The organism is Kitasatospora sp. NBC_01560, from assembly GCF_045208415.1.
Classification (GTDB): Bacteria; Actinomycetota; Actinomycetes; order Streptomycetales; family Streptomycetaceae; genus Kitasatospora.
In genome coordinates this window covers 2,211,700-2,238,369 of the sequence record NZ_CP109364.1, presented here as the reverse complement: position 1 = coordinate 2,238,369, position 26,670 = coordinate 2,211,700, and the positions used below count along the sequence as shown (strand labels likewise).

Below are 26,670 nucleotides of genomic sequence, written 5' to 3'. Positions count from 1 at the left end.
CTGTCCGGCGGTCCACCTGCCTCCTAGGCTGCATGCGTGACCAACAAAGTCGAGTTCTACTTCGATCCCATCTGTCCGTTCGCCTGGATCACCTCCCGCTGGATCCTGGAGGTCGAGCGCCACCGCGAACTCGACCTCACCTTCCGGGTGATGAGCCTCTCCGTCCTCAACGAGGGCCGCGAGGACCTCCCCGAGCGCTACCGCCGGCTGCTGGACACCGGGTGGGGCCCGGTACGGGTCTGCATCGCCGCTGCCGAGGAGCACGGGGAGCACGTCCTGCGGGGCCTCTACACCGCGCTCGGCACCCGCCTGCACGACCAGGACCGCGCCGCCGACGACACCGTCCTGCGCGAGGCCCTCGCCGAGGCCGGCCTCCCCGAGTCGCTGGCCGACGCGGCCCACAGCACCGCGTACGACATCGCGTTGCGCAAGAGCCACCACGAGGGCATGGACCCGGTCGGCGAGGAGGTCGGGACGCCCACCATCCACGTCGACGGCACCGCGTTCTTCGGGCCGGTGCTCAGCGCGATCCCGCGCGGGCAGGACGCGGTGAACGTCTTCGACGGTGTGCGGCTGCTGGCCGGCTATCCGAAGTTCTTCGAGCTCAAGCGCACCCGCACGGGATCGCTGGACTTCTCCTGATGCCCACCGGCATGCGTGCGGGCTCGCGCACGGGCTCGCGCACCGGCTCGGGTGCGGCACGAGTACGGGGGCGCGCGTCCGCGGTGAAAGCGCCGTGCGGGGGAGGCGGTCCGGCGCACCGGGCCCTCTACGATGGGCCCATGAGCGGGAGCCTTCAACTGTCAGGTGCACATTTGTCGCAGCAGGCCGACGGCCTGCGCGCGGGGGGCGACGCCGGGGCGGGGAACGACGAGCGGCTGGAGCAGGCGGCCGGGATCCTCGCGCTGCTCGCCGACCGCACCCGGCTCGCGGTGCTGCAGCGACTGAGCGAGGGCGAGGCCGACGTGACGACGCTGACCGAGGCCTGCGGCGCGGCCCGCCCCTCGGTGAGCCAGCACCTGGGCAAGCTGCGGCTGGCGGGCCTGGTCACCACCCGCAAGGACGGGCGGCGGGTCGTCTACGCGCTGCGGCACGGGCACCTGCGCCGGCTGGTCAACGAGGCGTTGAACGTCGCCGACCACCAGATCAGCGGGCTGCCGCCGCACGACTGAGGCCCGGGCCGGCCCGCCACGGGCCGGGGGTCGGCGCCGGATTCCCGTCAATAGGTGCACACGTATGCACATGTTGTCCTATGCTGGTCGCACTGCTCCGGCGACCCCGGCCCCCGGGCCCGCGCGCCGGTGCCCTGTCGTCCTGTGCGCCGCCGTCCGGCGGGCCGAGTCCGAGCGGGGTCCCCATGCTGTCCGTGCTGCGCGACCGCACCTACCGGCACCTGTTCACCGCCCAGGTCGTCGCCCTGCTGGGCACCGGCCTGGCGACCGTCGCCCTCGGGCTGCTCGCCTACGACCTCGCCGGGGCGGACGCCGGCTCGGTGCTCGGCACCGCACTGGCCGTCAAGATGGTCGCGTACGTCGGGATCGCGCCGGTGATCGGAGCACTGGCGCACCGGATCCCGCGCCGGCGCCTGATGGTCGCCTCCGACCTGATCCGGGCGACGGTCGCCCTCGCACTGCCGTTCGTCACCACGGTCTGGCAGGTCTACCTGCTGATCTTCCTGCTCCAGTCGGCCTCGGCGGCGTTCACGCCGGCCTTCCAGTCGGTGATCCCCGAGGTGCTGCCCGCCGAACGCGACTACACCCGCGCGCTGTCGCTGTCCCGGCTCGCGTACGACCTGGAGAGCGTGGTCGGCCCGGTGCTCGCCGCCGGGCTGCTGGCGCTGACCGGCTACCACTGGCTGTTCTGGGGCACCACCGCCGGGTTCCTCGGCTCGGCCGCCCTGGTGCTCTCCGCCGTCCTCCCGAAACCGGTGCGGGGCGTGGGAGCCGGCCGCGGTGGCGCCGGATCCGACGTCACCGCAGACACCGGCGCGGGAGCCGACGCCGACGCCGGATCCGCTGCCGACGGTGCCGTACCCGGCGCGTTCGCGCGCTCCGTCCACGGCCTGCGCCTCTTCCTGGCCCGTCCGCGGTTGCGCGCACTGCTCGCGCTCGACCTCGCGGTTGCCGCCGGCGGCGCCATGGTGATCGTCAACACCGTGGTCTACGTCCGGGACCGGCTCGGCCGCCCGCCCGGCGACGTCCCGCTCGCACTCGGCGCCTACGGGGCCGGCTCGATGGTGGTCGCCCTGCTGCTGCCCCGCGTGCTCGACCGGGTCGGTGACCGCGCTGCGATGCTCCCGGCGGCGTTCGGCACCGCCGGACTGCTCGGCGCACTGGCCGGGTTGACGGCGGCGGGGCCGGCGGACTGGCGCTGGCCCACCCTGCTGCTGCTCTGGGCGGCACTCGGCGCGGCGGGCTCGCTGATCCTCACCCCGACCGGCCGCGTCCTGCGCGACGAGGTGCCACCGGCCGACCTGCCCGCCGCCTTCGCCGCCCAGTTCTCCCTGTCGCACGGCTGCTGGCTGCTCGCCTACCCGCTGGCCGGCCGGCTGGGCGCCGCCGCCGGCCTGCCCACCGCGGCCGCCGCCCTCGCCCTGCTCGCGCTCGCCGCCGGTGCGGCGGCCGCCCGGGCCTGGCGCCCGGCCCCGGCGGACCGCGCCGTGCGGGGCCAGGTCGCGGGGGGCCACGCCGCGGAGGCTCCGGTGCGCCCGCCGGTGAGCGCACCGACCCCCGGCCGCCCGGCAGGGCTCCGGTACCGGCGCCGGGGGCCGTCGCGGGTGTGACGACCGGAGGCGTCCCGGCAGGTGGTGGGGCCGGCGTGCGGCGCCGCGATGGCGGGAGCAGGAGGGTGGCCCCCGCAGACCCTGGTTGCAGCGGGCCTGGTTGGCGGGCCGGGCGGCCGCGAGGGTGGAGCCATGGACTCCACGAAGAAGACCTCTGCGCACGAGAACGGCCACCATCCGGACAGCGCCCGCGAGTTCGACGACCGGGTGGTGCTGATCACCGGCGGTGGCAGCGGAATCGGCCTGGCCACCGCGCGGCTGCTGGTGGCCGGCGGCGCGAAGGTGGTGATCACCGGGCGGGACGAGGCCAAGCTGGCCCGGGCCGCGGCCGGGCTGGGTGCGGGCGACCGCGTCCTCCCGGTCCGCGCCGACGCGGCCGTGCCGGCCGAGCTGGAGCGCTTGGCGGGGGTGATCGGCGAGCGGTTCGGCAAGCTGGACGGTGTGTTCGCCAATGCCGGGGTCGCCCTGTTCAAGCGCAGCGCCGAGATCACCGAGGCCGAGTTCGACCACGCCGTCGGCATCAACTTCAAGGGCGTCTTCTTCACCGTCCGGTCCACGCTGGCGCTGCTCGACGCGGCGGGCGGCGGCTCCGTCGTCCTCAACGCCTCCTGGACGCTGCACCGCGGCCTGGCCGGCGCGCCGGTGTACTCGGCGACCAAGGCCGCCGTGCACAACCTGGCCCGCACCCTCGGCGCGGACCTCGCGGAGCGGGGCATCCGGGTCAACTCGGTCAGCCCCGGCTACATCGTCACCGACATGTTCGACGCCGTGCTGCCCGATCCGGCCGAGCACGAGGAGGTCCGGGCCCGGGTGCCGCTGGCACGGCTCGGCCGGTCCGAGGAGGTCGCCGAGACGGTGGCGTTCCTGCTCTCGCCGCGTTCCTCGTACATCACCGCCCAGGACATCGTGGTGGACGGCGGCCTGGTGGGGGCCATCCCGGCCTGAGCTGGGCCCGAGCCCGAGCCTGGGCCCGAGCCCGAGCCTGGGCCCGGACCGGCCCGGGCCCCGCGTACCGGCCTGTCCCGGTCACCCCGCCCGCCCCGGTCGCTCCGCCCTCTGTGGTCGCTCCGGCAGCCTGGTCCTGGCAGGGCCAGGCTGCCGGCCCGGTGCTCGGGCGAGAATCCTCGTATGAGCACCGCGATCAGCCTCAACGAGTTCCTGCGCACCCGGCGCTCCCGGCTCCGCCCCGAGGACGTGGCCCTGCCGGACTTCGGCGGCCGCCGCCGGGTGGCCGGGCTGCGCCGGGAGGAGCTCGCCCAGCTCGCCGGGGTGAGCGTCGACTACTACACCCGGCTGGAGCAGGGCCGGGTCCGCAACCCGTCCGACGGCGTGCTCGACGCCGTGGCCCGGGCGCTCCGGCTCGACCCGGAGGAGGCTCGCCACCTGCACCGGCTCGCCCGCACCCGGCCGGACACCCGTGCGGCGCGTACGCCCTCCGCGCCCCAGCTGGTCCGGCCGATGCTGGCCCGGCTGCTGACCGAACTGCCGGACGTACCGGCCCTGGTGATCGGCCGCCGGATGGACGTGCTGGCATGGAACCGGGGCGCCGCGGCCCTGCTCGGCGACTTCGGCGCGCTCGCTCCGAACGAGCGGAACCTCCCCCGGATCACCTTTCTCGATCCGGCCTCGCGCGCACTGTTCGCGGACTGGACCACCTGCGCCCGGGAGAGCGTCGCCTTCCTGCACCTGGAGGCGGGGCGCCGGCCGGACGATCTCCGGCTGGCCGAGCTGATCGGTGAACTCTCCATGCGCAGCGAAGAGTTCCGCTACTGGTGGGCGCAGCACCCGGTGCGTGACAAGACCTCGGGTCGCAAGGTGTTCCACCACCCGCTGGTCGGCTCGCTGGAGCTGGACTACGACACCCTGCGCCCGGCCTCCGACCCCGACCAGGCGCTCCTCACCTACGCGGCCGAGCCCGGGTCGGCGTCCGACGACGCGCTGCGCATGCTCCTCGCCTGGTCCGCCACCCCGGTCCCCGAGCCGGTGGCCGGAGTCCCGACGCCCGACGCCTGACCCCGGCCCCCGACCCCCTGGCCCGGTGGTCCCGTCGGCCCCGCCCGCCCCGCCCATCGGCCCCGCCCGCCTGCACGGTCACCGGGAGGGTCCGGCTCACCTGAAGGTGCGTTCTTCTGTCCTGCCCGCCCACGCCCCTACGGTGAACGGGTACTTGGCAGAGCCACGCGGAGCCGGACGTCCGCCGTGGCCCGGACGACTCGGAGCGCCCATGGCCATCCTGAAGACCTACGCCCGCCTCTGGGCGGACCGGCTCGATCAGGCCCTCCCGTTGCTGCGCGAGCTCACCGGTGCCGAGCCGGATCTCCAGTTCGCCTTCCAGAACATCGAGTTGGCCGCCATCGGCGACTTCCTGGTGATCGCCGGCCCGCCCGGCGAGCGGGCCCGGTACGCGCACGCCTCGGCCACCGTGGTGGTGACGGACCTCGACGAGCTCCGGGCCGCGCTGCTGCGCGCCCAGGCCGTCATCACCACTCCCGAGACCGCGTCCCCCACCGGCCGCTTCCTCTACGCCCGGCACGCCGACGGCGCCGAGGTCGAGTACGTGGAGTGGTCGTCCGAGCTGGTCAGCCGGATCATCCACCGTGGGCCGTAAGGGAGTCCGGGCTGCTGCCGGGCCTGTCGGCCGGAGGGCGGTTCACTCGGACGGGTGAACCGAAAGATCGGAGCCATCCGGGGCCGCCGTTGCGCCGAATGGCAGGTGTGAGCAAGCACCAGAACCCCGCGAGCGCGGCGGCCGGGCCTCGTCCCGGCCGCCGCGCCGACCGGCTCCGGCAGACCTTCGTCGAGGCCTGCACCGGGCTGGCCGCCGCCGCTGCCGCCCTGGCGGCCGGCGAGGCGGCGGCGGCCCTGACCCGGCCGGACGGGTCCCCGGTGCTCGCCGTGGGGTCGGCGGCCATCGATCTGACGCCCACTCCGTTGAAGGAGTACGCCGTCCGGAGCTTCGGCACCCACGACAAGGCGGTGCTGCTGACCGGCATCTACCTGGTGATGGCCGCGCTGGCGGCCGGTACCGGCCTCCTGGCCGCCCGCCGGCCGGCGCTCGGCGCAGGCGTGTTCCTGGCGTTCGGTGCCCTCGGCACCTGGGCGGCGCTGGCCCGGCCCAGCGCGACCGGCTCCGACCTGGTGCCGTCCGTGCTGGCGGGCCTGGTCGGCGCTGCTGTCCTGGGGTGGCTGGCCCGCGGGCTGCGCCGTGCCACGGCCGCCGCGGCGGTGCCGCCGACGGCCTCCGCCGGAGCTGCGCCCGCCCCGGACGCCCTGGCCGGAGATGCCGGCATGACCGCGGTCGGGCCGGACGGAACACCTGCAGCCGGCCCGCCCGGACCGTCCCGCCGCGCGGTGCTGGCGGCCACCGGCGGTACCGCCGCGGCCGCCGCCCTGGTCGGCGTCGCCGGGCGGGTCCTGTCGGACCGGCGCAACGACGTCGGCGCCGCCCGGGCCGCCGTCCGGCTACCGCCGCCCGCCGCGCCCGCACCCTCCCTGCCGCGCGGGGTGCACCCCGCGGTGCCGGGCCTGACGCCGTTCCTCACTCCCAACCGTGACTTCTACCGGGTCGACACCGCACTGACGCTGCCGAGGATCGATCCCTCCCAGTGGTCGCTGCGGGTGCACGGCCTGGTCGACCGACCGCTGCTGATCGGCTTCGACGAACTGCTCCGGATGCCGCTGGAGGAGCTGGACCACACCATGTCCTGCGTCTCCAACGAAGTCGGCGGCCCCTACGTCGGCACCACCCGCTGGCTGGGTGCCTCGCTGCCGGGCCTGCTGCGCCGGGCCGGGGTCCGCCCGGGCGCCGACCAGCTGCTCGGCCGGTCCAAGGACGGCATGACGATCGGCACCCCCCTTGAGTCGCTGCTCGACGGCCGGCCGGCCCTGCTCGCGGTCGGCATGAACGGCGAGGCGCTGCCCGTCGAGCACGGCTTCCCGTGCCGCACGGTGGTGCCCGGTTTCTACGGCTACACCTCGGCCACCAAATGGCTGGTCGACCTGGAGGTGACCACGTTCGCCGCGCACGACCCGTACTGGGTGCAGCGCGGGTGGGACCGGACGGGGGAGGTGCGGACGGCCTCCCGGATCGATGTCCCCGCGCCCTTCGCCCGCGTCCCGGCCGGCGAGGTCACGCTCGCCGGTACGGCCTGGGCGACCCACCGGGGTGTCGCCGCCGTGGAGGCCAGGGTGGACGGCGGGCCCTGGCAGGCGGTCGACCTCGCCACGGATGCCGGGCCGGACCTCTGGCGCCAGTGGAGCTGGACGTGGAGGGGTGCCGCACCGGGCACGCACCGGATCGAGGTACGGGCCACCGACGCCCTCGGCGCCGTCCAGACGGAGACCCGGATGCCGCCCTACCCCTCCGGCGCGACGGGCTGGCACAGCACCGTCGTCACCGTCACCTGACCCGAACCGACCCCACCCGAACCGAACCGAACCGACTCGACCCCACCTGACACCGCCGAACCCCCAGACCCTCTCGAACAACCCGTTCCACCCACCCCCGGCCGGGGTCGCCCGGTCACCTCGTCAGACCATGGAGAGTTCTGTCATGCGCATGTCCATTTCTTCGCGGAAGTCCCTCGCCACCCTCTTCGCCGTCGGCGTCCTGGCCACCGGCCTGAGCGCCTGCAGCAGCAGCGGCAGCGGCAGCACCACCAAGGCCGCCGCCGGCGCCACCACGCAGGCCGCCTCGGCCCCGGCCACGAGCGGGACGCCCGCCGCCGCGCCGGCCACCTCGGGTGCGGCGATGGCCGGGCAGCCCTTCGGCACCGCCTGCGCGGCGGTGCCGAAGGACGGGGCCGGCAGCTTCTCCGGGATGGCCACCGACCCGGTCGCCACCGCGGCCTCGAACAACCCGTTGCTCTCCACCCTGGTGACGGCGGTCAAGCAGGCCGGTCTGGTGGACACCCTCAACTCGGCCCAGAACATCACCGTGTTCGCCCCCACCAACGACGCGTTCGCCAAGCTCCCCAAGGACACCCTGAACGCGGTGCTCGCGGACAAGGAGAAGCTCGCCAAGATCCTGACCTACCACGTGGTGCCGAACCGGCTGGCGCCCTCCGCCCTCGCCGGTGCGCACAAGACCCTGGAGACCAGCAACCTGACCGTCACCGGCGGCGGGGAGGACTTCACGGTCGACGGCAAGGCCAAGGTGCTCTGCGGCAACGTCCAGACCGCCAACGCGACCGTCTACATCGTCGACACCGTGCTGATGCCCGCCTCCTGATCCGCGGCGGCACCCCCGGACAGCGGTCCCGGCCGACAACCCCACGGCCGGGACCGCTCTTTGCCGGGCCGGGGCACGTCGCGCGGGCCGCGGGCGTCAGCCGGTCGAGGAGCCGTCGTCCGCCGACCCTTCGGCCCGCTCCTCCGCCGCTCGGACCTGCGCGGCGAACTCCTCGGCCCCGATCCGCTCCACCGTGACGCGGTGCCGGGCGGCGAACTCGTCGACCGGCTCGGGGGAGGACTCCCGGATGTCCAGCACCAGCAGTGCCGCCCCGTCCGGGACTCGCGGCGAGAGCACGATCAGCCCGGCTCCACCGGTGGCGTTCCGGCCCGCCTCGGCGGCGTTCCCCAGTGCCGCGCCGGCGGCGAAGCCCAGCAGCGATCCGATCGGACCGCCGAGCAGGCCGATCAGCCCGCCGGCCAGCCCGGACCCCACGGTGGCCACCCCGGCACCGCGGGTGTAGCCGTCGCGGGGCTGGAGCAGGCCGTCGGCGGTGCGTTCCAGGACGGCCGCCTGACGGAGACCGGGCAGGTGCTCGGCCTCCTCGAAGGCCGGCCGGCAGGCGGCGGCGTCCCGGAAGGTGAGCAGGACGACGTGGTGCTGGTCGGACATCGCACTCCGATCGGGCCGCGGCTGTTTCTCCGGTCTCCCATCCTGGTCGTGCCCGCCCGCGCCTGCCACAGGAGCGGGCAGGATGGCACCATGCCGACCAGCATCCCGCCCGACAGCACGTCTGCGCAGCGCACCGAACCGAAGCGCACTGCACCGAACAGCACTGCACCGAAGCGCACCGCACCGAGGAGCGCCGAACCGAAGTGCACCGTGCGGATCAGGATCGAGGCCACCGCCCTTCCCGGACGCAGCTGCGCCCAGGGGCCGGGCCTCCCGCCCCTCGAAGACGTCCACGTCGCCGTCCAGCGGCGCGGAAAGCCGGGCGAGCTGCTCGACCCGGTGGCCGGTGACGCGGCGCGCGCGGTCTGGACGCTGGAGTGCACCGCGCAGGGCGAGGACCTCCTCGGCCCGTACGTCCAGGGCGGCCCGGGTGCCCGGTTCGTCTACCTCTCCTGGCTCGCCGCGGGGGCGGGCGGCTTCACGATGTTCCGCCGGGCCAAGCTGATGCTGGACGCCGTCCCGGCCGGGACGGTGGAGGCGGCGGTGCGCGGCGGGCTGCTGGTGGCCCGGCTCGGCCTGACCGACGCCCGGGGTCTGCCGCTCTGTGCGGCCGTCCGGCCGCCGCTGGTCAGCTGGTCCGCATGACGCTGCGCCCCGCCCGGAGAGGTCCGGACGGGGCGCAGCGCTCGGAACGGGCCTACTGGTACTGCGTGGTGACGGTGGCGCCGCTGAAGGTCTGCTGGCCGTAGAGGCTGAAGTAGACCCAGCCGGACGGCGGGTTGGTGATGGTGAGGGTCTCGCCGTTGTCGGCGTTGGTGGACTTGGCCTGGTAGTTGGCGGTGGTGGCCCAGTTGCTGCCGCCGTAGTAGAGGTCGGCGTTGCCGGTGCCGCCGCTGCTGGTGATGGTCAGCTTCTGGACGCCGGCCGGCAGGTACAGGAAGTGGTAGCTGTAGTTGCCGGTGGCGGCGGCGAGGTTGTCCCGACGGCAGTTCTTGTCGAACTGCCGGGTGTCGGCGGCGGTGCAGAGCGGGGCCTGGTTGACGGGCGGCAGGGAGCCGCAGTTGTCGGCCGCGCACGCGGTGAGCCAGGTGGAGAAGTCGGCGTCGTACGAGGTGCCGATGGTGCTCTTGAGCAGCGTGCGGGCGCCGTTCCAGTCACCGGTGCGGTACTTGGCGAGCACCGCCTTCACGTCGTCCGGGTGCGACTGGAGCATGTAGCGCACGGCCAGGTAGCCCCAGCGGTAGACCCGGTTCGAGTTGGCGGCGGCGTCGGGGGTCTGGTCGTAGACGGTGTCGAAGAGCTCGCTGAGCTTGTAGGTCTTCTTGCCGGCCTCGGCGATCGCGTCGGCGTTGCGCACGTTGCGGTAGGTGTACGAGATGTACTCGGCGATGCCCTCGACCCACCAGATGGTCGGGGTGACGATGCCGGCCTCGAAGTCGCCGTACATGTTGTAGCGGCCGTCGAGGTAGTGGGTGTACTCGTGGTTGAGGTTCCAGATCTGGAAGTCCGGGCGCAGCCAGCTGGCCTCGTGGGCGATGAAGCGGGCCTGGTTGCCGACCTTGGCCGGGTTGCCCTCCTCGTACATGCCACCGTTGTCGACGGCGATGCCGTACATCGCCCCCGCGTAGAGGCTGTACTCGTAGTAGTCGTCGAAGACGACGACCTCCAGGTTGGTGTTCACGTCACCCGGGATCGCGCCGTTGTCCTGGATCACCTTGTGGAACAGGGCGTCCTCGTTGATCAGGCTGGTGCAGGTGTCCGCGAGCTGCTGCTCGGTCATCTCCTGGGCGCGGACGCGCAGGTTGGCGTTGCAGGTCTTGGTGTTGGTGAGCACCAGCGGGGGGAGCCGGGTGGGCAGGTCGCAGAGGCCGTAGACGGAGCAGTTGCCCTTGTCCTTGTTCTCCGTGAACCAGACCAGGTTCATGGTGAGCGGGCCGGTGGCGCCGACCAGCGGGAAGCGGGTGACGAGGTCCTTGATGATCGGCCGGCCCTGGGCCTTGAGCTCGTCGTGGGCGACGTAGTTGCCGATCAGGATGCCGATCGAGGTGACCATGTCGCCGCCGTTGATCAGCGAGGCGTTCCGCGTCACGAAGGAGGACAGCGTGGTGCCGAAGGCCGGGTCGGCCTGGAGCGCGGCGATGAAGGCGGGTTGGTCGAAGCCGTCCTCGATGACCGTCTTGGTGTTGGCGACCGCCGTGGTCATGAAGGACGGCCAGGAGGTGGTGTAGTCGCCGAGCAGGCGCTTCACGGTGCCGGTGTACCGGGCGTTCTCCTGGGCGCTGTCGATCAGCGTGACGGCCTCGGCGAAGGTCTGGCCGTTCGCGTCGGTGACGTCCTTGCTGTGCGGGGCGGCGAAGAACGCGTCCAGGGCGCCGCGGATCGAGGTCTGCAGCGCGGTGCCGTACGTGCCGACCACGTCGGAGTGGTACCACTGCACGTAGTAGCCGGCGCGCAGGAACTGCACCAACTGCCCGGTGGAGGTGGAGTTGTCACCCGGGTAGGTGGCGGCGTTGGTGCGCAGGGCGTCGGCCACGGCGACCATCTTGGCCTCGCCGAAGACCTTGCCCGCGTCGGTCCCGGTCAGCGGGTAGAGGGTGTTGAGGCAGTCGAGGCTCGCGGCCTTGACGTTGGCGACCAGCGTGCTGCCGGAGGCGTTGCTGAAGGAGGCGAGGTCGCAGCCGTTGCCCGCGGCGGCGGCCGAGAACTGCTTGGCGGCCTTGGTCGGGGCGGCGGTGGCGGCGGCCTTGGGGGTGGCGGCCTTCGCGTCGTCCTCGGCGGCGAGCGGGCGGCCGCCGGTGGTGGCCTCGGGGGCCTTGGGGACCGGGATCGACCGCGGCGCGGCGGCCTTGGTGGCCGGCGGCGTGGCGGCGGACGCCTGGCCGGCCGGGGCGGCATGGGCCTGCGGTGCGAACAGGCCGAGAGCGACGAAGAAGGCGGCGCCGAGCGCCGGTGCCTTCCTCGCCTGGGCCTTGGTTATCCGGAAGGGACGCATCTGTGGGGGCCTCCGGGGCCGTTCGGGGTCGCGTGTTGGGGGGCGCGACCGCTCGATGTGTGACATGTAAAATGGCACATGTCGCATCGCGACGGGAAGACCTCGGGCGGGATTGATCCCTACCGCAATCGAAACGTTGTCAGGAACCCGACGATCCGGGCGCCGGCCGCTCCGCCGCGCCGGTCCGCCCCGGCCTCATCGTCGAGGGGTGTGCCCCCGGACGGCCCGCCCCGGACGGCCTGCCCCCGCACGGTCCCGCGCCCGGACGTCCCCTGTTCGGACGCCCCGCCCCCGGATGCCCCGGCGCCCGGCGCCGCTCCGCCTCCTCGCCGTCCCTGGTGGGCGCGTGCGCCCGTGGCGCCCGACGGAGTGTGAGGAATACGCAGGAGCCCATACTGCGTTTCTGCAAGTGATACGCAATAGAGTGTTTCCGGCACGATCGTCACCGCAGAACTCGCTGAAAGGGCCCGTCTCCTGATGAGCACCTACTCCCTCCCCGATCTCCCGTACGACTACTCCGCGCTGGAGCGGGCGATGTCCGCCGAGATCCTGGAGCTGCACCACTCCAAGCACCACGCCGCCTACGTCAAGGGCGCGAACGACACCCTGGAGCAGCTCGCCGAGGCGCGCGACAAGGAGCAGTTCGGCGGTCTGGTCGGCCTTCAGAAGACCTTCGCCTTCCACCTGTCCGGCCACGTGCTGCACTCGCTGTTCTGGGAGAACCTCTCCCCGGAGGGCGGCGACCGCCCCGAGGGCGAGCTCGCCGACGCCATCACCGAGCACTTCGGCAGCTTCGAGGCGTTCAAGAAGCAGCTCACCACCGCCACCACCGGCGTCCAGGGCTCCGGCTGGGGCATCCTCTCCTGGGAGCCGCTCGGCAAGCGCCTGATCGTCGAGCAGGTCTACGACCACCACGGCAACGTCGGCCAGGGCACCACCCCGCTGCTGGCCTTCGACGCCTGGGAGCACGCGTACTACCTCCAGTACCGCAACGTCCGCCCGGACTACGTCACCAAGCTCTGGGACGTCGTCAACTGGCAGGACGTCTCGCAGCGCTTCGCCGCCGTCACCTCCGCCTGACCGAGGTCATGTGAACGGCCCCGGACCGCTCGCGGTCCGGGGCCGTTCCCCGTGTCATCTGCGGGCCCCCTCCGGCCACAGCACCTCCACCGGCACAGCCAGTCGTCGTGCGTACGCGACGACGTCCGCCGTCCCGCCGAAGCCGCGGGCCGGCAGGCTGTCCCAGACGGCCAGGAGCTTGTCGACCTGCTGTACGAGGAGCTCGCTCGCCGCCATGTGGGCCGCCTCGTCGGACTCCACCCGCCCGGTGCGGTGAACGGCGGCCGCGCCGCTCAGCAGCAGGTCGTAGGTGGGGTGATGCCAGTCCGGCAGCCCGTCCCGGTACCGGTCGGCCGGAACGACGACCTCCAGTCGGGCACCCCGTTCGAGTGCGACCTCGGCGAGCCACGCGTCCGGCCCGTCCGCGATGCACGACACGACGGTCAGCCGACCGGGGGCCTCTCCTGTGAGAGCCTCCTCCAGAAGCCGTCGGACCTGAGCCTCCACCTCGGCCGTCAGCCCGCGATGTCCCGTGATCCCGATCCGCATCGTTTTCCTCCCTAGAGATGGATGTCGTACATTCGCTCGTCGAACTCCCTCACGATCTTGGGCGGTGAGGAAGTGTTGAACGATCGTCGGAGTGCGCGTCCCCGTTCGACAATCCGCCCGGAGCGGTACTGGAGGCCGACCTCCAGAGCCTGCGCCGCGAGCGCGAATGCAGCCTCGACCCGTCCGGCGGAGAGGTGGCCTGCCGCGATGTCGAGTACGAGAAGCGCACGCTGCTTCGCGTGACCAGAGGTGAGGACCGGGCCGGTGCCGTCGGAAACCCATGCGGAGAGTCCGAGCTTGGCACCGCAGGTCACCCTGAAGCCCGCCACCTTGCTCTCGTCGAAGGTGAACACCCACGGCCAAGGAGGTGACTCGGCTCCGGTGTCGGCCTGGACCGCCGCTCGGCTCTCTGTCAGGGCACGGTCGGCTGCACGCCGGTCGCCCGTGGCAGAGTGCCCGAGGGCCTCCACCGCCGACAGCCACGCGTCCGCGACTGCGGGTGAGCCGGGCTCCAGGAGGCTTCGGGCCCGCTGCGCGAGGCTGAGGGCCTGGATTCCGTTGCCGGTGTGCGCCTCGAACTGCGCCAGGCTGCCGACCTGGTACGCCGCGAGGAGAGGATTCGCTCCCGATCTGGCAGCCTTGATCGCTGCCCCGTAGAGCGACCGCGCCGACCCGCTGTCCCCCATGTCCCACGCCAACCAGGCAGCCAGACTGGCCGCCTCGCTCGCGACAGCGGCGAGCCTCGTCCGATGGACGTCGGTCGGTGCCGTACCGATCAACCCCTGGATCAGCCTCAGATGTGAACGGACGGCTTCGGCGAGTTCGCGGGAGGGCGTTGAGCCGTCCAACCGGCGGTAGGACGTGGTGACAAGTCGAAGCGAGGCGGCCTGCTGCGCGGTCTCGTCTACGGGACCGGCGACGGCTGCCAACGCGGGCGATACGGCGACCGCCGCTGCGGCTCCGAGGAATTGACGTCTCTCCACGCTCTCAGTCCCGATTCGTGCCTGCACAGTGGCTCCGGCGAGGCCCAGGAGAGGCGCGGGAATGCCCAGGAGTTGCGACATCCGCAGCAGAACATCCATGGCATACGGGCTGACTCCCTTCTTCTCCAGTCGTGAGACGGCTGACTGCGAGAGGCCACAGGCCTCACCCAACTGGGCCTGGGTCATGCGCCGATGGGCTCGCGCCAGCTCGATGACCCTGCCGTAGTTCCCACTCCGGGACGCCTCCCGGAGCACTGCCGAATTCCAGTTCAACAGCTCACCCAACGGTACGAGTACCACCACGCCGAGGGGCGCAGCCCGATGCGGCGCCCGCATAGCCGTATGCGGGCGCCGCATGATCGATGGTCGCACAGACGTGACGGCTTGTTGACTGACAGTGAGAAGAGCTTGGGGTGGCTGTCCCGGTCCCCACCGGGACAGCCACTCGCCGATCTGCGCCTGGCAGTTACTCTGCCCGGCCGGCTGGGAGGGTATTCGTGGTGATCAGCCCACTGAACAATGCGCGGTTTCCGGTTCCGCTGGAGTGGGGTGAGCCGCCGGGGGCAGCCGCAGTGCCGGCGGCGCGGCGGTTGGTGACGGCGGTCGTGCGGGACTGGGCCGTGGCGCTCTCGGACGGCGCGATTCAGGACGTGGAGTTGTGCGCCAGCGAGCTGATCGCCAACGCACTCGTGCACACCGGGGAGCGCTGCACGGTGACGGTCCGCCGTCGTGCCGGGCGGTTGCGCGTGGAGGTCGCCGACCGGTGTCCTGATCTTCCCGAGCGGGAGCGTGACGCCGAATCGACCGGCGGGCGTGGGCTGTTGCTGGTGGAGGCGCTGGCGGACGCCTGGGGGTGGCACCCTGCGGGGGTCGGCAAAGTCGTCTGGTTCGAGTTCCTGGAGACGGCCGAAGCGCCGTGCCCCACGCACGGATGGGGCACGGCGTACGGCCTTCGTGCTCTGCGCGAGGTGGCGTAGTGCTCTCAGCGCTCCGGTCGACCGGCCTCGACCGGTCGACCGTGGTGCGCCTCGCGTGGTGGCTGTTCTTCTCCGTCGCTGTGACGGTCGGGTTCACGGCGGGTGGTGACCGCCGGTGCCTCGACCCGCGTGCGAGGTCGAGGCACTCCGGCGAGCTAGTCGATGCCGAAGAAGGCGTCCAGGATCCGTTGGGCGGCCAGGCCGGCCGGTAGCGTGCCGGAGCGGACCTGGTTCTCCAACCCCGGTGCGAGGCGCTGTACTTCGGGGTGTCCGTGCAGGCGGGCGTAGAGCTGGTCGTGGACCATCGCCCACGTCCACTCGACCTGCTGGTCCCGGCGCTTGGCCGCCAGCGCGCCGGTCGCGTCGAGGACCTTGCGGTGCTGCTGCAGCCGCTCCCACAGCACGTCCAGGCCGGCGCCGTCCCGGCCGCTGCAGGTGAGCACCGGCGGCGTCCACGGCGCGTCGGGGGCCTGCAACAGGCGCAGCGCACCCGCCAGTTCGCGGGCGGCGCCCTTGGCGTCGGTCTCGTGCGGGCCGTCGGCCTTGTTGACGGCGATGACGTCGGCGAGCTCCAGCACGCCCTTCTTGATGCCCTGGAGCTGGTCCCCGGTACGGGCCAGGGAGAGCAGGAGGAAGGAGTCGACCATGCCGGCCACCGTGGTCTCCGACTGCCCGACGCCGACCGTCTCGATCAGCACCACGTCGTACCCCGCCGCCTCCATCACCACCATCGACTCGCGGGTGGCCCGGGCCACCCCGCCGAGCGTGCCGGAGGTGGGGGAGGGGCGGACGAAGGCGTTCTGGTCCACCGCCAGCCGCTCCATCCGGGTCTTGTCGCCCAGGATGGAGCCGCCGGTGCGGCTGGACGTCGGGTCGACGGCGAGCACCGCGACCCGGTGGCCGAGGCCGGTGAGCATGGTGCCGAACGCGTCGATGAAGGTCGACTTGCCGACACCGGGGACGCCGGTGATGCCCACCCGGACGGCCCCGCCCGCGTGCGGCAGCAGCATGGTGAGCAGCTGCTGCGCGAGCGCGCGGTGGTCGGGCCGGGTGGATTCGACGAGGGTGATGGCCCGCGCGATGTACGCGCGCGAGCCGTCCCGCACGCCCTGGGCGTACTGGTCGAGGTCGATCGTCCGGGGCGCCATCGCCTCAGTACCTCAGAGCTCGTGGCCGAGGTCGGCGGCCAGCGACTCCAGCAGGTCGTAGGCGGCGTCGGGGATCACCGTGCCGGGCGGGAAGACCGCCGCGGCGCCCGCCTCGTACAGCGCGTCGAAGTCGCCCGGGGGGATGACTCCGCCGACCACGATGGTGATGTCCTCCCGGCCGGCCTCGGCGAGCTCGGTGCGCAGGGCCGGCACCAGGGTGAGGTGGCCGGCGGCCAGCGAGGAGACGCCGACGATGTGCACGTCCGCCTCGACGGCCTGGCGGGCCACCTCGGCCGGGGTCTGGAAGAGCGGGCCGACGTCGACGGTGAAGCCGAGGTCGGCGAAGGCGGTGGCGATCACCTTCTGCCCGCGGTCGTGGCCGTCCTGGCCCATCTTGGCGACCAGGATGCGGGGGCGGCGGCCCTCGGCCTGCTCGAACCGCTCGACCAGGTCCCGGGTGCGCTGGAGGGAGGCCGACGGGCCCGCTTCGTCTCGGTACACACCCGAGATGGTACGGATCTGGCCGGAGTGGCGGCCGTACACCTTCTCCAGGGCGTCCGAGATCTCGCCGACGGTGGCCTTGGCCCGGGCCGCGTTCACGGCCAGGTGGAGGAGGTTGCCGTCGAGCGAGCCGCCGCGCTGCGGGCCGGCCTCGGCGGCCCGGGTGAGCGCGTGCAGCGCGTCCTGGGTGGCGGCCTCGTCGCGCTCGTCGCGCAGCCGGCGCAGCTTCTCGATCTGGCGGGTCCGCACCGAGGAGTTGTCGACCTTGAGCACGTCGATCTGCTCGTCGCTCTCGACCCGGTACTTGTTGACGCCGATCACCGGCTGGCGGCCGGAGTCGATCCGCGCCTGGGTGCGGGCGGCGGCCTCCTCGACGCGCAGCTTGGGGATGCCCGCGTCGATGGCCTTGGCCATACCGCCGGCCGCCTCGACCTCCTGGATGTGCTGCCAGGCGCGGCGGGCCAGGTCGTGGGTGAGCTTCTCGACGTACGCGGAGCCGCCCCACGGGTCGATGACCCGGCAGGTGCCGGACTCCTGCTGGAGCAGCAGCTGGGTGTTGCGGGCGATCCGGGCCGAGAAGTCGGTCGGCAGGGCCAGCGCCTCGTCGAGGGCGTTGGTGTGCAGCGACTGGGTGTGGCCCTGGGTGGCGGCCATCGCCTCGACGCAGGTGCGGGTGACGTTGTTGAACACGTCCTGGGCGGTGAGCGACCAGCCCGAGGTCTGCGAATGCGTGCGCAGCGAGAGCGACTTGGCGTTCTTCGGGTCGAACTGCTTGACCAGCTTGGCCCAGAGCAGCCGGGCCGCGCGCAGCTTGGCGACCTCCATGAAGAAGTTCATGCCGATCGCCCAGAAGAACGACAGGCGCGGAGCGAAGGCGTCGACGTCGAGCCCGACGTCCAGGCCGGCGCGCAGGTACTCGACGCCGTCGGCCAGGGTGTAGGCCAGCTCCAGGTCGGCCGTGGCTCCGGCCTCCTGGATGTGGTAGCCGGAGATGGAGATCGAGTTGTACCGCGGCATCTTCTGCGAGGTGTACGCGAAGATGTCCGAGATGATCCGCATCGACGGCTGCGGCGGGTAGATGTAGGTGTTGCGGACCATGAACTCCTTGAGGATGTCGTTCTGGATGGTCCCCGCCAGCTTCTCGGGTGCCACCCCCTGCTCCTCGGCCGCCACGATGTACAGCGCCAGGACGGGCAGCACGGCGCCGTTCATGGTCATCGACACCGACATCTTGTCCAGCGGGATGCCGTCGAAGAGCTGGCGCATGTCGTAGATGGAGTCGATCGCCACGCCGGCCATGCCGACGTCGCCGGTGACCCGCGGGTGGTCGCTGTCGTAGCCGCGGTGGGTCGGCAGGTCGAAGGCGACGGAGAGGCCCTTCTGGCCGGCCGCGAGGTTGCGGCGGTAGAAGGCGTTGGACTCCTCGGCGGTGGAGAAGCCGGCGTACTGCCGGACGGTCCACGGCTGGTTCACGTACATCGTCGGGTACGGCCCGCGCAGGTACGGGGCGATGCCGGGGTAGGTGCCCAGGAAGTCCAGGCCCGCCAGGTCGTCGGCGGTGTACAGCGGCTTGACGCCGATGCCCTCCGGGGTGTCCCAGAGCAGCTCGTCGACGTCCTTGCCGGTGGCCTGCCGCCAGGCCGAGCGCCACTGGCCGTCGGTGACGTCCTTGCCGGCGTCCCCGTCGAGCCCGATTCCGGTGAAGTCGGGGATCATCACGCCACTCCGCTTTCGTCGAGGATTTCCTCGGTGATCTCGTCCATCAGGCCGGTCAGGGCGGCGACGGCGTCGCCGCCCGCGAAGACGAACTCGTCCACCCCGGCGGCCAGGAGGGCCTCGCGCTGCTCGCCGGGCCGGCCGGCCAGCAGCACCCGGCGGGCACCGGCGGCCTTGAGCGCCGTGGCGACGGCCTCGGCGTGCTCGCCGTACATCTGGTCGCTGGAGCAGAGGCAGGCCACGCGGGCGCCGGAGGCGGTGAACGCCTCGGCGAACGCGGCCGGGTCGGTCGCCTCGACGGCGGTGGTCGCGATGCCGCCGGCCTGGAACAGGTTGGCCGCGAACGTGGTCCGCGCGGTGTGCGCGGAGGCCGTCCCGATGGAGGCCAGGAAGAGCAGCGGACGGGCGCCGTGCGCCGCGAGCTGCGCGTCCGAGCGGTCCCGCAGTGCCTCGTACGCCTCGGCGCGCCGCACCCGCGGCAGGCCGCCGCCGGGCGCGGCCGGGGCCGGCTCGCGGACCAGCGGCTGCTCGGCGAGGTTCGGGAACTCGCTGACGCCGGTAATGGGTTCACGCCGCTTGGCGAGCGCCTTGGAGCGCTCCGCCCAGGTGGCGGCGATCCGCTCGCCGACCAGCCCGGTGGCGAGCGCGGCCCGCTGGCCGCCGGCCCGCTCGATCTCCTGGAACCAGGCCCAGGCGGCGTGCGCGAGCTCGTCGGTCAGCTGCTCGACGTACCAGGAGCCGCCGGCCGGGTCGATCACCCGGGCCAGGTGCGACTCCTCCAGCAGGATCGACTGGGTGTTGCGGGCGGCCCGGCGGGCGAAGGCGTCGGGGAGGCCGAGCGCGCTGTCGAACGGCTGGACGCTCACCGCGTCCGCGCCGCCGACCCCGGCGGCCAGGCAGGCCACCGTGGTGCGCAGCATGTTCACCCACGGGTCGCGCGAGGTCATCATCACGGCGGAGGTGACGGCGTGCTGGCGCTGCGCGGAGCCGTCCGTCGCGGCCCCGGAGGCCTGCGCCACCCGGGCCCAGAGCCGGCGCGCCGCACGGAACTTGGCGATGGTGAGGAACTGGTCGGCGTCGGCCGCGTAGCGGAACTCCAGCTGGCCGAGCGCGGCGTCCACGGAGAGCCCGGCGGCGGTCAGCGCGCGCAGGTAGGCGACACCGGTGGCGAGCGAGCAGCCCAGCTCCTGCGCGGGCGAGGCGCCGGCCTCGTGGTACGGCAGGGCGTCGACGGTCAGCGCGCGCAGGCCGGGGAAGCCCTCGGCGCAGCGGGCGGCGAGCGCGGCGGCCTCGGCGAGCAGCGCCTCGGTGGGCCCGTCCTCGCCGGTGCGGGCGGCCAGGCCCAGCGGGTCGGCGCCGAAGTTGCCCGCGGCGGCGCCGGGGGAGACCTCGTGCTCGCGGTACAGAGTGAACAACTGCTCGGCGGCCGCGGTGAATTCGGGGCCCGCGTCGAGCACCACACCGGCCAGGTCGAGGTAGACCCCGGTCAGGACCTCCGGCAGCGCCGCGACCGGCAGGCCCGCACCGCCCAGCTCCAGCCAGAGCGAGCCGCCGCCGTTCTCCAGATCGGCGAGGACCGCCTCGTTGGCGCGACGCGGGTCCGGGTCGGTGTGCCGCTGGCGGACGTCCCAGCCGGAGACCGAGGAGCCCTGCGGTCGCGCGCCGCGGACGAACGGGGGGAAACCCGGGTAACCGGGTTCGGCCGGGGCGTTCTCGGCGGTGTACAGCGGGCGGGCGCGCAGCCCGTCCTGGAGTGCGGTGGTGAGCGCCTGCTCGGCCGCTTCGCCGTCCGCGGGCTGTGCACCCGACTTGCGGAGCACGCTCTCGACGAGGTGCTGCCACTGCTCGCGGTGTGCTGCCGGGAACTCGGCGGCCAGGGGGAGCCCTTCGGGCGGGACCGTCATGCCCGCAGGTTAGCGCTCTGCGGCTCGGACGCAGCAGAGGCGGAAGGTGTGACCTTGCCCTCGCTCTGGGCCTTGCTGCACTTCAGAGGGCGTTACCCCTAGAGACCCCCTAGGAGTAGTTAGGGGCACGGCGGTGGGGGTGTGTCGCGGGGCGGGGGTGTCGCAGGGGTGCGTTCGCGGGGCGCTCCGGAGTGTCAGGGGCGCTCCGGGGTGTCAGGGGCCGGGCGTCGGGTGTCGGGGCGGGGTCCGGTGTCGTGGTTGCCGGGCGGGTTGCGGAACCCGGGGCGCTATCTATTAAGTTGCTTAGTAGATAGCGGCCGGGGCACCACCCGGGTCCGCCGGTCCGCGCTGCCCCGGCGCCCGCTGCCCCGGTGCCCGTCGTGAAGGAGCCCCTGCCATGGGAAAACGCCGCAAGCCCAGCCCGCCCGGCCGGGCCCGCCTCGCGGTGGTCACCACGGCGATGGCCGGCAGCGCCGTGTTCGCCGCCGGCACCGCCCAGGCCGAGCCGGCCCCCACCCTCGACTCCGTCAAGGAGCAGGTCGACCGGCTCAACGAGGAGGCCGAGCAGTCGATCGAACGCCACAACGGCTTCCAGGAGAAACAGCAGCGGCTCCAGGGCGAGGCCAACCGGATGCAGGAGAAGGTCGCCCGCGGGCAGGACGCGATGAACCAACTGCGCACCCAGCTCGGCGCCATCGCCGGCGAGCAGTACCGCAACGGCGGCATCGACCCGTCCGTCCAGCTCCTGCTCGAATCCGACCCCGGCGGCTACCTGGCCAAGGCCGCCGCGCAGAACCAGGTCGTCGACTCCCAGGCCGCCCTGCTCCGCCAGGCCCGCGACGAACAGCGCAAACTCGACCAGGGCCGCACCGAGGCCACCGCCACCCTCGCCCAGCTGGACGCCGCCGGCACCGCCCTGGCCGCGGAGAAGAAGCAGATCCAGGACAAGCTGGCCAAGGCGCAGGCTCTGCTCAACCGGCTCGGTGCCGCCGACCGCGCCAAGGTCAACGCCCAGGAGAACGCCGCCCGCGCCTCCCGCGCCGGCAGCCGCGGCGAGACCCCCGGCTACACCGGCCCGGCCACCGGCCGCGCCGCCGCCGTCCTCCAGTTCGCCTACGCGCAGCTCGGCAAGCCCTACGTCTGGGGCGCCACCGGCCCGGCCGGCTTCGACTGCTCCGGCCTCACCGGCGCCGCCTACCGCGCCGCCGACGTGAAACTCCCGCGCGTCTCCCAGGACCAGTGGAACGCCGGCCGCCGCATCCCCCGGGCCGAGCTCCAGCCCGGCGACCTCGTCTTCTTCTACGGCGACCTGCACCACGTCGGCCTCTACATCGGCGACGGAAAGATGATCCACGCCCCGCGCACCGGCAAGAACGTCGAAGTCCTCCCCATCGACGCCATGCCCTACGTCGGCGCCGTCCGCCCGTAGGGCCGCGGCCGTCCTCCGCGACCGGTCCCGCACCTCACCCTGACGCACAGCGGCCCCGCGCCCGGCCCCGGCCGCGCTGCGGCTGTCGGGCGGGATCACGGGTGCGGGGCGCAGGCGAGGAGGTAGGGGAGGACGGGGGCGGAGGCGGCGGCGAGGCGCCAGGCGGCGGGGGCGGCCGGGGCGGGGCGGGCCAGCCGCTGGACGCGGGGGAGGACACCGGTGGAGGCCGCGCCGAGGGCCCGGCCGGGCACCCCGGCGCCGGCCCGGCCGGAGGGCTGCCCGGTGGCCAGGAGGCAGAGGGCGGACGCCAGTTCGGTGCGGGTCGCCACGGCCAGAGCGGCGTCGTCGGCGGCCATCTCCAGCAGCAGTGCGACCTCCGCCCGCCCGGTGCGGGCGAGCGGGAGCGCGCCGAGGACGAGGGCGAAGGCGTCCACCGCGGCCCGGACGAGGTGGTGCCGGCCGCGGATGTGACCACGCTCGTGGGCGACGGCGGCGGCCAGCTGCCGTTCGCCGAGGAGCTCCAGCGCGCCCCGCGAGACGACCACCCGGGAGTGCCGGCCGGGCAGGCAGTAGACGGTGGGCCGGGGGTCCTCCAGCACCAGGGCGTCGCAGCGTGCGTCCCGCCGGGCCACGATGTCCAGGACTTCGCGGTGCCGCCGGCGCTGCCGCGCGGTCCGGAGGCCGACGGCCGCCGCGACGCCGCCCGCCGCGAGCGCCGCCGCGGCCGGCGCCCACCAGCCGTGGGCGGGCCGGGCGGGGGCCGGGACGGGCTCGGTGTGCGGGAGCAGGCCGACCAGGCCGGCCGGTTCGTGGCCGGCCGGCGCTGCGAGGTGATGGACGGTGAGCAGCAGTGCGACGCCGAACGAGGCCATCAGCGCGAGCCAGACGGCGGTGCCGGCCACCGGCCGCGCCTGCAACCCGGCCCGCAGCCGGGGCGAGCGGGCGAGCCGGCGGGGCAGCGCGAAGCCGACCAGCAGGAGGTACAGCCCGAGCAGCGCGGTGGTCACTCGGAGTCCCGTGCCTTGACCTGCTCCAGGGCGGCGAGCAGCGCCGAGGCCTCGTCCCCGCTGATCCGGTCCACGAAGTGGAGCAGGGCCCCGGCCCGGTCGGGGCTGGTCTCCAGCGCCTGGTGCATCAGCTGCGCGGTGTAGGCCTCGCGGGTGCAGGTCGGCCGGTAGGCCCAGGCGCGGCCGGACTTCTCGCGGCTCAGCCACCCCTTGGTGTGCAGGATGTCGGCGACGGTGGTGACGGTGGTGTACGCGACCGGCCGTTGGCTCCGGAGGTCGTCCACGACCTCGCGTGCGGTCGCCGGCCGGCCCCAGGTCCAGAGCCGGTCCATGATCTCCGCTTCGAGATCCCCGAACCCCCGCAACACGCCGTCCTCCTTCATCGCCGAGCCGTCGCCGAGCCGTCGCTGTGCTGTCGCCGGGGCGTCGGCCGGGCTGCTGCGGCGTCCCGTGCCGTGCCGTGCCGTGCCGGGGCCCGAGGCCCGAGGCCCGAGGCCCGAGGCCCGAGGCCCGAGGCCCGAGGCCCGAGGCCCATGGTACGGCGGTGCGCACGCAGGCCGTCCGCGCCGACAGCCCTCGCCGACGTGCTGCTACGACAGCCCCGCCTGCACCCCCGCCTGCACCCCGGCCGACCCCCGGCGGATCCGCCGGGCGAGGTCGACGGCGGCCGCCGGCCAGTGCGGGTGCTCGAATCCGAACCCGGCATCCTGGAGCCGGCCGGGGGTCACCGAGCGGCTCTTGAGCAACAGTTCGGTGTCCGAGCGGAGCGCGAAGGCGCCCAGCTCGGCCATCCGGCGGGTGGCGGGCAGGCCGACCGGGATCCCCCAGGCCCGGCGGATCGCCTGCATGAACGCGCGCTGCGGGAGCGGGTGCGGTGCGCCGAGGTTGACCGGCCCGGCGAGGTCCTCGCGGTCGAGCAGGAAGGTGACGGCGCGCACGAGGTCCCGGTCGTGGATCCACGACATGTACTGCGAGCCGCCGTCGATCGGCCCGCCGAGCCCGCACCGGGCCAGTCGCAGCATCAGGTCGAAGGCGCCTCCCCGGTCGGGGCTCATCACCATGGTGGTGCGCAGGGCGACCTGGCGGGTGCCGGGGGTGCGGGCGTCCTGCTGGGCCTGCTCCCAGGCCCGGGCGATGTCGACGCTGCGGTCCCAGTACCGGGGGACGTCGGGCTCGTTGCCGCCGAGGACGCCGGTCGCCTCGTCGTGCGGGGCGCCGTAGTGGTGGGCGTAGATGGTGGCGGTGCTCATCTGGAGCCAGACCCGCGGCGGGCGGCGCGCCGCGGCGACGGCCGCGCCGACGACCCGGGCGGAGTCCACCCGGGAGTCCAGCATCTCGCGCTGGTTGGTAGGGGTGTAGCGGCAGTTGACGCTGCGGCCGGCGAGGTTGATCACGGCGTCGCTGCCGTCGACGGCCTCGGCCCAGCGGCCGAGGGTGCGGCCGTCCCAGTGGAGCTCGCGGTCGCGCCGCGGTCGCCGGGTGAGGATCAGGACGTCGTGGCCCTCGGCGGTCAGGGCGCGGTCCAGGATGCGGCCGATCTGCCCGGTTCCGCCGGGTATGACGATCTTCACGGAGCCCCCCTTGATGGTGTGCTCCTTAGCCTAAACCAAAAATGAACGTGTTCAAAGGCGGGTCGGGAGTGGCCCGCCGGGGCACCGGGGCGTTGTGCGCGCGGCGGCCGGTAACCGCACCCCGGGAGCCCGGACACCGCCCGCCCGGAGCCCCGCCGGAGCGGGCGTGGCCGGAAATGTGTCCGGGATCGACGGAACCCGCCGCCCCCGCCGGCCGACTGGTGGACCGGGCGCCGACGGGCGGCCGCGCCGGGGCAGCAGCTCCGGGCGGACGGTGCCGCGCGCCCCGCCCGTCCGTTCCGACGCTGCCCGCCCAAGGAGTGCACACGCATGTGCGGAATCACCGGCTGGGTGTCCTTCCACCAGGACGTCCGCCACAGCGCCCCCGTCATCGAGGCGATGACCGCCACCATGGCCCTGCGCGGCCCCGACGCCGGCGGGATCTGGCTCGGCGCGCACGCCGCGCTCGGCCACCGCCGCCTCGCCGTGATCGACCTCGACGGCGGTGCGCAGCCGATGGCCGACCGCCACGAGCAGCCGGGCGTCGTGCTGACGTACAGCGGCGAGGTCTACAACCACCACCAGCTGCGCGCCGAACTCCGCTCCAGGGGACACCGGTTCGAGACCCGCAGTGACACCGAGGTGGTGCTCCGCGGCTATCTGGAGTGGGGCGAGGGGCTGGTCGACCGGCTGGAGGGCATGTACGCCTTCGCCGTCTGGGACGAGCGGACGGAGCGCCTGCTGCTCGTCCGCGACCGGCTCGGCGTCAAGCCGCTGTTCTGGGCCGAGGTCGACGGCGGCCTCGTCTTCGGCTCCGAACCCAAGGCGCTCTTCGCCCACCCCGGGCTCACCCCGACCGTCGACGCGGACGGCCTGCGCGAGGCCTACAGCCTGCTGTTCAACACCGGCCCGACGGTCTGGTCGGGCGTCCGGGAGGTCCACCCCGGCGGCCTGCTCGTCCTCGACCGGGGCGGGATCCGGGAGCGCCGCTACTGGGAGCTCCGGGCCCGCCCGCACACCGACGACCTCGACACCACCACCGAGCGGGTCCGCTCGCTGGTCAACCGTGCCGCCCGCGCCCAGCTGGAGGCGGACGTCCCGCTCTGCAGCCTGCTCTCCGGCGGCCTGGACTCGACCGTGGTGACGGCGCTGGTCGCCGACGAACTCCGGCTGACCGACGGCCCGCAGGCCAGGCTGCGCTCCTACGCCGTCGACTACAGCGACCAGGCCGAGCAGTTCACCGGCGATGTGCTGCGCACCGGGCACGACACCCCGTTCGCCGCCGAGGCCGGCGCCTTCATCGGCACCGACCACTCCACCGTCGTCCTCGACCCGCGGACCCTCCTCGACCTAGACCACCGCCGGGCCGTCGTGGTCTCCCGGGACTCGCCGATCGGCGTCGGCGACATGGACACCTCGCTCTACCTGCTGTTCGGCGAGATCCGCAAGCACTCCACGGTCGCGCTCTCCGGCGAGGCCGCGGACGAGGTGTTCGGCGGGTACCCGTGGTTCCACAACCCCAAGGCGCTCGCCGCGCAGACGTTCCCCTGGCTGCTCGTCACGGGTGACGAGGCGGCGATGCCGATCAACCCCGACCTCGCCGCCCACCTGCGGATCGGCGAGTTCCGGGAGGACACCTACCGCAGCGCGCTCGCCGCCGTCCCGCACCTGGACGACGAGACCCCCGCCGAGCACCGGCAGCGCGAGATGCAGCACCTCTCGCTGACCCGCTGGCTCCGCCAACTGCTGCACCGCAAGGACCGCCTCTCGATGGCCCAGGGCCTGGAGGTGCGGGTGCCCTACTGCGACCACCGGCTGGTCGAGTACGCCTTCAACACCCCCTGGGCGATGAAGAGCCACGACGGGCGGGAGAAGAGCCTGCTGCGCTCCACCGGGCAGGGCATTGCGCCGGAATCGGTGCTGTGGCGGCCGAAGAACCACTACCCGGCCACCCATCACGCGGACTACAACGGCGGTCTCCAGCGGCTCGCCCGCGAGGCGCTGGACGCGCCGCACGTGCGCGACCTCGCCGACGAGACGGTGATCAAGTCCGCGCTGGACACGCCGCCCGAGCGGCTGGAGTGGGGCCACCGGCTCCGCCTGGAGCGGGTGGTCGACCTCGCCCTCTGGCTCGACCACCACCGCCCGGCGCTCGCCGTCTGACGGTGCGCCGCCGTGCGGGAGCAGCGCCCCGCGGCCCCACCGGGCCG

At 73.6% G+C, this 26,670-nt stretch carries 23 protein-coding genes; 13 read left to right on the top strand and 10 right to left on the bottom strand.

Features of this window, described 5'->3' with window-relative positions; all coding sequences use genetic code 11:
• Positions 1 to 36: 36 nt before the first annotated feature.
• The 8 genes from OH807_RS09245 (at position 37) to OH807_RS09210 (ending at position 8,012) form a co-directional block, all read left to right on the top strand.
• On the top strand, positions 37 to 642 hold the full coding sequence (locus OH807_RS09245; protein WP_406196210.1) for a disulfide bond formation protein DsbA: 606 nt from the start codon (positions 37 to 39) through the stop codon (positions 640 to 642).
• A 140-nt stretch (positions 643 to 782) separates the two neighbouring features.
• The gene (locus OH807_RS09240; RefSeq protein WP_406196207.1) at positions 783 to 1,172 is read left to right on the top strand and encodes an ArsR/SmtB family transcription factor; all 390 of its coding nucleotides are present in this window, start codon (positions 783 to 785) and stop codon (positions 1,170 to 1,172) included.
• 185 nt (positions 1,173 to 1,357) lie between these two features.
• Positions 1,358 to 2,782, top strand: coding sequence for an MFS transporter (locus OH807_RS09235; RefSeq protein ID WP_406196204.1), 1,425 nt, complete (start codon positions 1,358 to 1,360; stop codon positions 2,780 to 2,782).
• A gap of 132 nt (positions 2,783 to 2,914) precedes the next feature.
• Positions 2,915 to 3,727 carry an SDR family NAD(P)-dependent oxidoreductase gene (locus tag OH807_RS09230; RefSeq protein ID WP_406196201.1) on the top strand — a complete coding sequence of 271 codons (813 nt, stop codon included), beginning with the start codon at positions 2,915 to 2,917 and terminating at the stop codon, positions 3,725 to 3,727.
• Positions 3,728 to 3,910: 183 nt separating this feature from the next.
• The gene (locus OH807_RS09225; RefSeq protein ID WP_406196199.1) at positions 3,911 to 4,795 is read left to right on the top strand and encodes a helix-turn-helix domain-containing protein; all 885 of its coding nucleotides are present in this window, start codon (positions 3,911 to 3,913) and stop codon (positions 4,793 to 4,795) included.
• Positions 4,796 to 5,006: 211 nt separating this feature from the next.
• Entirely contained in the window at positions 5,007 to 5,390 is a 384-nt protein-coding gene (locus OH807_RS09220; protein ID WP_406196196.1) for a VOC family protein, read from the top strand.
• A 107-nt stretch (positions 5,391 to 5,497) separates the two neighbouring features.
• Positions 5,498 to 7,189 (top strand): molybdopterin-dependent oxidoreductase, encoded by a 1,692-nt coding sequence (locus OH807_RS09215; protein ID WP_406196193.1) that lies wholly within the window; start codon positions 5,498 to 5,500, stop codon positions 7,187 to 7,189.
• Positions 7,190 to 7,340: 151 nt separating this feature from the next.
• Complete coding sequence (locus OH807_RS09210; RefSeq protein ID WP_406196190.1) at positions 7,341 to 8,012, top strand: fasciclin domain-containing protein; 672 nt, start codon at positions 7,341 to 7,343, stop codon at positions 8,010 to 8,012.
• A 96-nt stretch (positions 8,013 to 8,108) separates the two neighbouring features.
• Here the strand turns inward: OH807_RS09210 and OH807_RS09205 are convergent, their stop codons facing one another.
• Positions 8,109 to 8,624 carry a histidine kinase gene (locus tag OH807_RS09205; protein ID WP_406196187.1) on the bottom strand — a complete coding sequence of 172 codons (516 nt, stop codon included), beginning with the start codon at positions 8,622 to 8,624 and terminating at the stop codon, positions 8,109 to 8,111.
• 90 nt (positions 8,625 to 8,714) lie between these two features.
• Between OH807_RS09205 and OH807_RS09200 the strand changes: the two genes are divergently transcribed.
• Positions 8,715 to 9,269 (top strand): DUF5990 family protein, encoded by a 555-nt coding sequence (locus tag OH807_RS09200; RefSeq protein WP_406196185.1) that lies wholly within the window; start codon positions 8,715 to 8,717, stop codon positions 9,267 to 9,269.
• A gap of 52 nt (positions 9,270 to 9,321) precedes the next feature.
• Here OH807_RS09200 and OH807_RS09195 read toward each other — a convergent pair whose 3' ends face one another.
• The gene (locus tag OH807_RS09195) at positions 9,322 to 11,616 is read right to left on the bottom strand and encodes a M9 family metallopeptidase (protein ID WP_406196183.1); all 2,295 of its coding nucleotides are present in this window, start codon (positions 11,614 to 11,616) and stop codon (positions 9,322 to 9,324) included.
• 477 nt (positions 11,617 to 12,093) lie between these two features.
• Here OH807_RS09195 and OH807_RS09190 point away from each other — a divergent pair, with 477 nt between their 5' ends.
• The gene (locus OH807_RS09190; RefSeq protein ID WP_406196180.1) at positions 12,094 to 12,696 is read left to right on the top strand and encodes a superoxide dismutase; all 603 of its coding nucleotides are present in this window, start codon (positions 12,094 to 12,096) and stop codon (positions 12,694 to 12,696) included.
• A gap of 54 nt (positions 12,697 to 12,750) precedes the next feature.
• Here OH807_RS09190 and OH807_RS09185 read toward each other — a convergent pair whose 3' ends face one another.
• Both OH807_RS09185 and OH807_RS09180 read right to left on the bottom strand, forming a co-directional pair.
• Positions 12,751 to 13,224: a hypothetical protein gene (locus tag OH807_RS09185; RefSeq protein WP_406196178.1), complete on the bottom strand. Its 474-nt coding sequence runs from the start codon at positions 13,222 to 13,224 to the stop codon at positions 12,751 to 12,753.
• Between the two features lie 11 nt (positions 13,225 to 13,235).
• Positions 13,236 to 14,543, bottom strand: coding sequence for a helix-turn-helix domain-containing protein (locus OH807_RS09180; protein WP_406196175.1), 1,308 nt, complete (start codon positions 14,541 to 14,543; stop codon positions 13,236 to 13,238).
• Between the two features lie 161 nt (positions 14,544 to 14,704).
• Between OH807_RS09180 and OH807_RS09175 the strand changes: the two genes are divergently transcribed.
• Complete coding sequence (locus OH807_RS09175) at positions 14,705 to 15,184, top strand: ATP-binding protein (RefSeq protein WP_406196172.1); 480 nt, start codon at positions 14,705 to 14,707, stop codon at positions 15,182 to 15,184.
• A 155-nt stretch (positions 15,185 to 15,339) separates the two neighbouring features.
• On the opposite strand, the gene meaB is transcribed toward OH807_RS09175, so the two are convergent.
• Genes meaB through OH807_RS09160 form a run of 3 tightly spaced genes read right to left on the bottom strand, consistent with a single transcriptional unit; the run spans position 15,340 to position 20,453 of the window.
• On the bottom strand, positions 15,340 to 16,332 hold the full coding sequence (meaB, locus tag OH807_RS09170; RefSeq protein ID WP_406196170.1) for a methylmalonyl Co-A mutase-associated GTPase MeaB: 993 nt from the start codon (positions 16,330 to 16,332) through the stop codon (positions 15,340 to 15,342).
• A 12-nt stretch (positions 16,333 to 16,344) separates the two neighbouring features.
• On the bottom strand, positions 16,345 to 18,549 hold the full coding sequence (gene scpA / locus OH807_RS09165) for a methylmalonyl-CoA mutase (protein WP_406196168.1): 2,205 nt from the start codon (positions 18,547 to 18,549) through the stop codon (positions 16,345 to 16,347).
• Positions 18,549 to 20,453, bottom strand: a complete 1,905-nt coding sequence (locus OH807_RS09160) for a methylmalonyl-CoA mutase family protein (RefSeq protein WP_406196165.1) — start codon at positions 20,451 to 20,453, stop codon at positions 18,549 to 18,551. The genes scpA and OH807_RS09160 overlap by 1 nt, the downstream gene beginning before the upstream one ends.
• 397 nt (positions 20,454 to 20,850) lie before the next feature.
• Between OH807_RS09160 and OH807_RS09155 the strand changes: the two genes are divergently transcribed.
• On the top strand, positions 20,851 to 21,882 hold the full coding sequence (locus tag OH807_RS09155; protein WP_406196162.1) for an NlpC/P60 family protein: 1,032 nt from the start codon (positions 20,851 to 20,853) through the stop codon (positions 21,880 to 21,882).
• Between the two features lie 95 nt (positions 21,883 to 21,977).
• Here the strand turns inward: OH807_RS09155 and OH807_RS09150 are convergent, their stop codons facing one another.
• The 3 genes from OH807_RS09150 to OH807_RS09140 all read right to left on the bottom strand — a co-directional run bounded on the left by OH807_RS09150 (position 21,978) and on the right by OH807_RS09140 (position 24,460).
• Positions 21,978 to 22,889 (bottom strand): M56 family metallopeptidase, encoded by a 912-nt coding sequence (locus OH807_RS09150; RefSeq protein WP_406196159.1) that lies wholly within the window; start codon positions 22,887 to 22,889, stop codon positions 21,978 to 21,980.
• A complete protein-coding gene (locus OH807_RS09145; protein WP_406210839.1) occupies positions 22,886 to 23,254 on the bottom strand; it encodes a BlaI/MecI/CopY family transcriptional regulator in 369 nt (122 codons plus the stop codon). The genes OH807_RS09150 and OH807_RS09145 overlap by 4 nt, the downstream gene beginning before the upstream one ends.
• A gap of 225 nt (positions 23,255 to 23,479) precedes the next feature.
• A complete protein-coding gene (locus OH807_RS09140; RefSeq protein ID WP_406196156.1) occupies positions 23,480 to 24,460 on the bottom strand; it encodes a TIGR01777 family oxidoreductase in 981 nt (326 codons plus the stop codon).
• Positions 24,461 to 24,790: 330 nt separating this feature from the next.
• Between OH807_RS09140 and asnB the strand changes: the two genes are divergently transcribed.
• A complete protein-coding gene (gene asnB, locus OH807_RS09135) occupies positions 24,791 to 26,623 on the top strand; it encodes an asparagine synthase (glutamine-hydrolyzing) (protein ID WP_406196154.1) in 1,833 nt (610 codons plus the stop codon).
• Positions 26,624 to 26,670 lie beyond the last annotated feature (47 nt).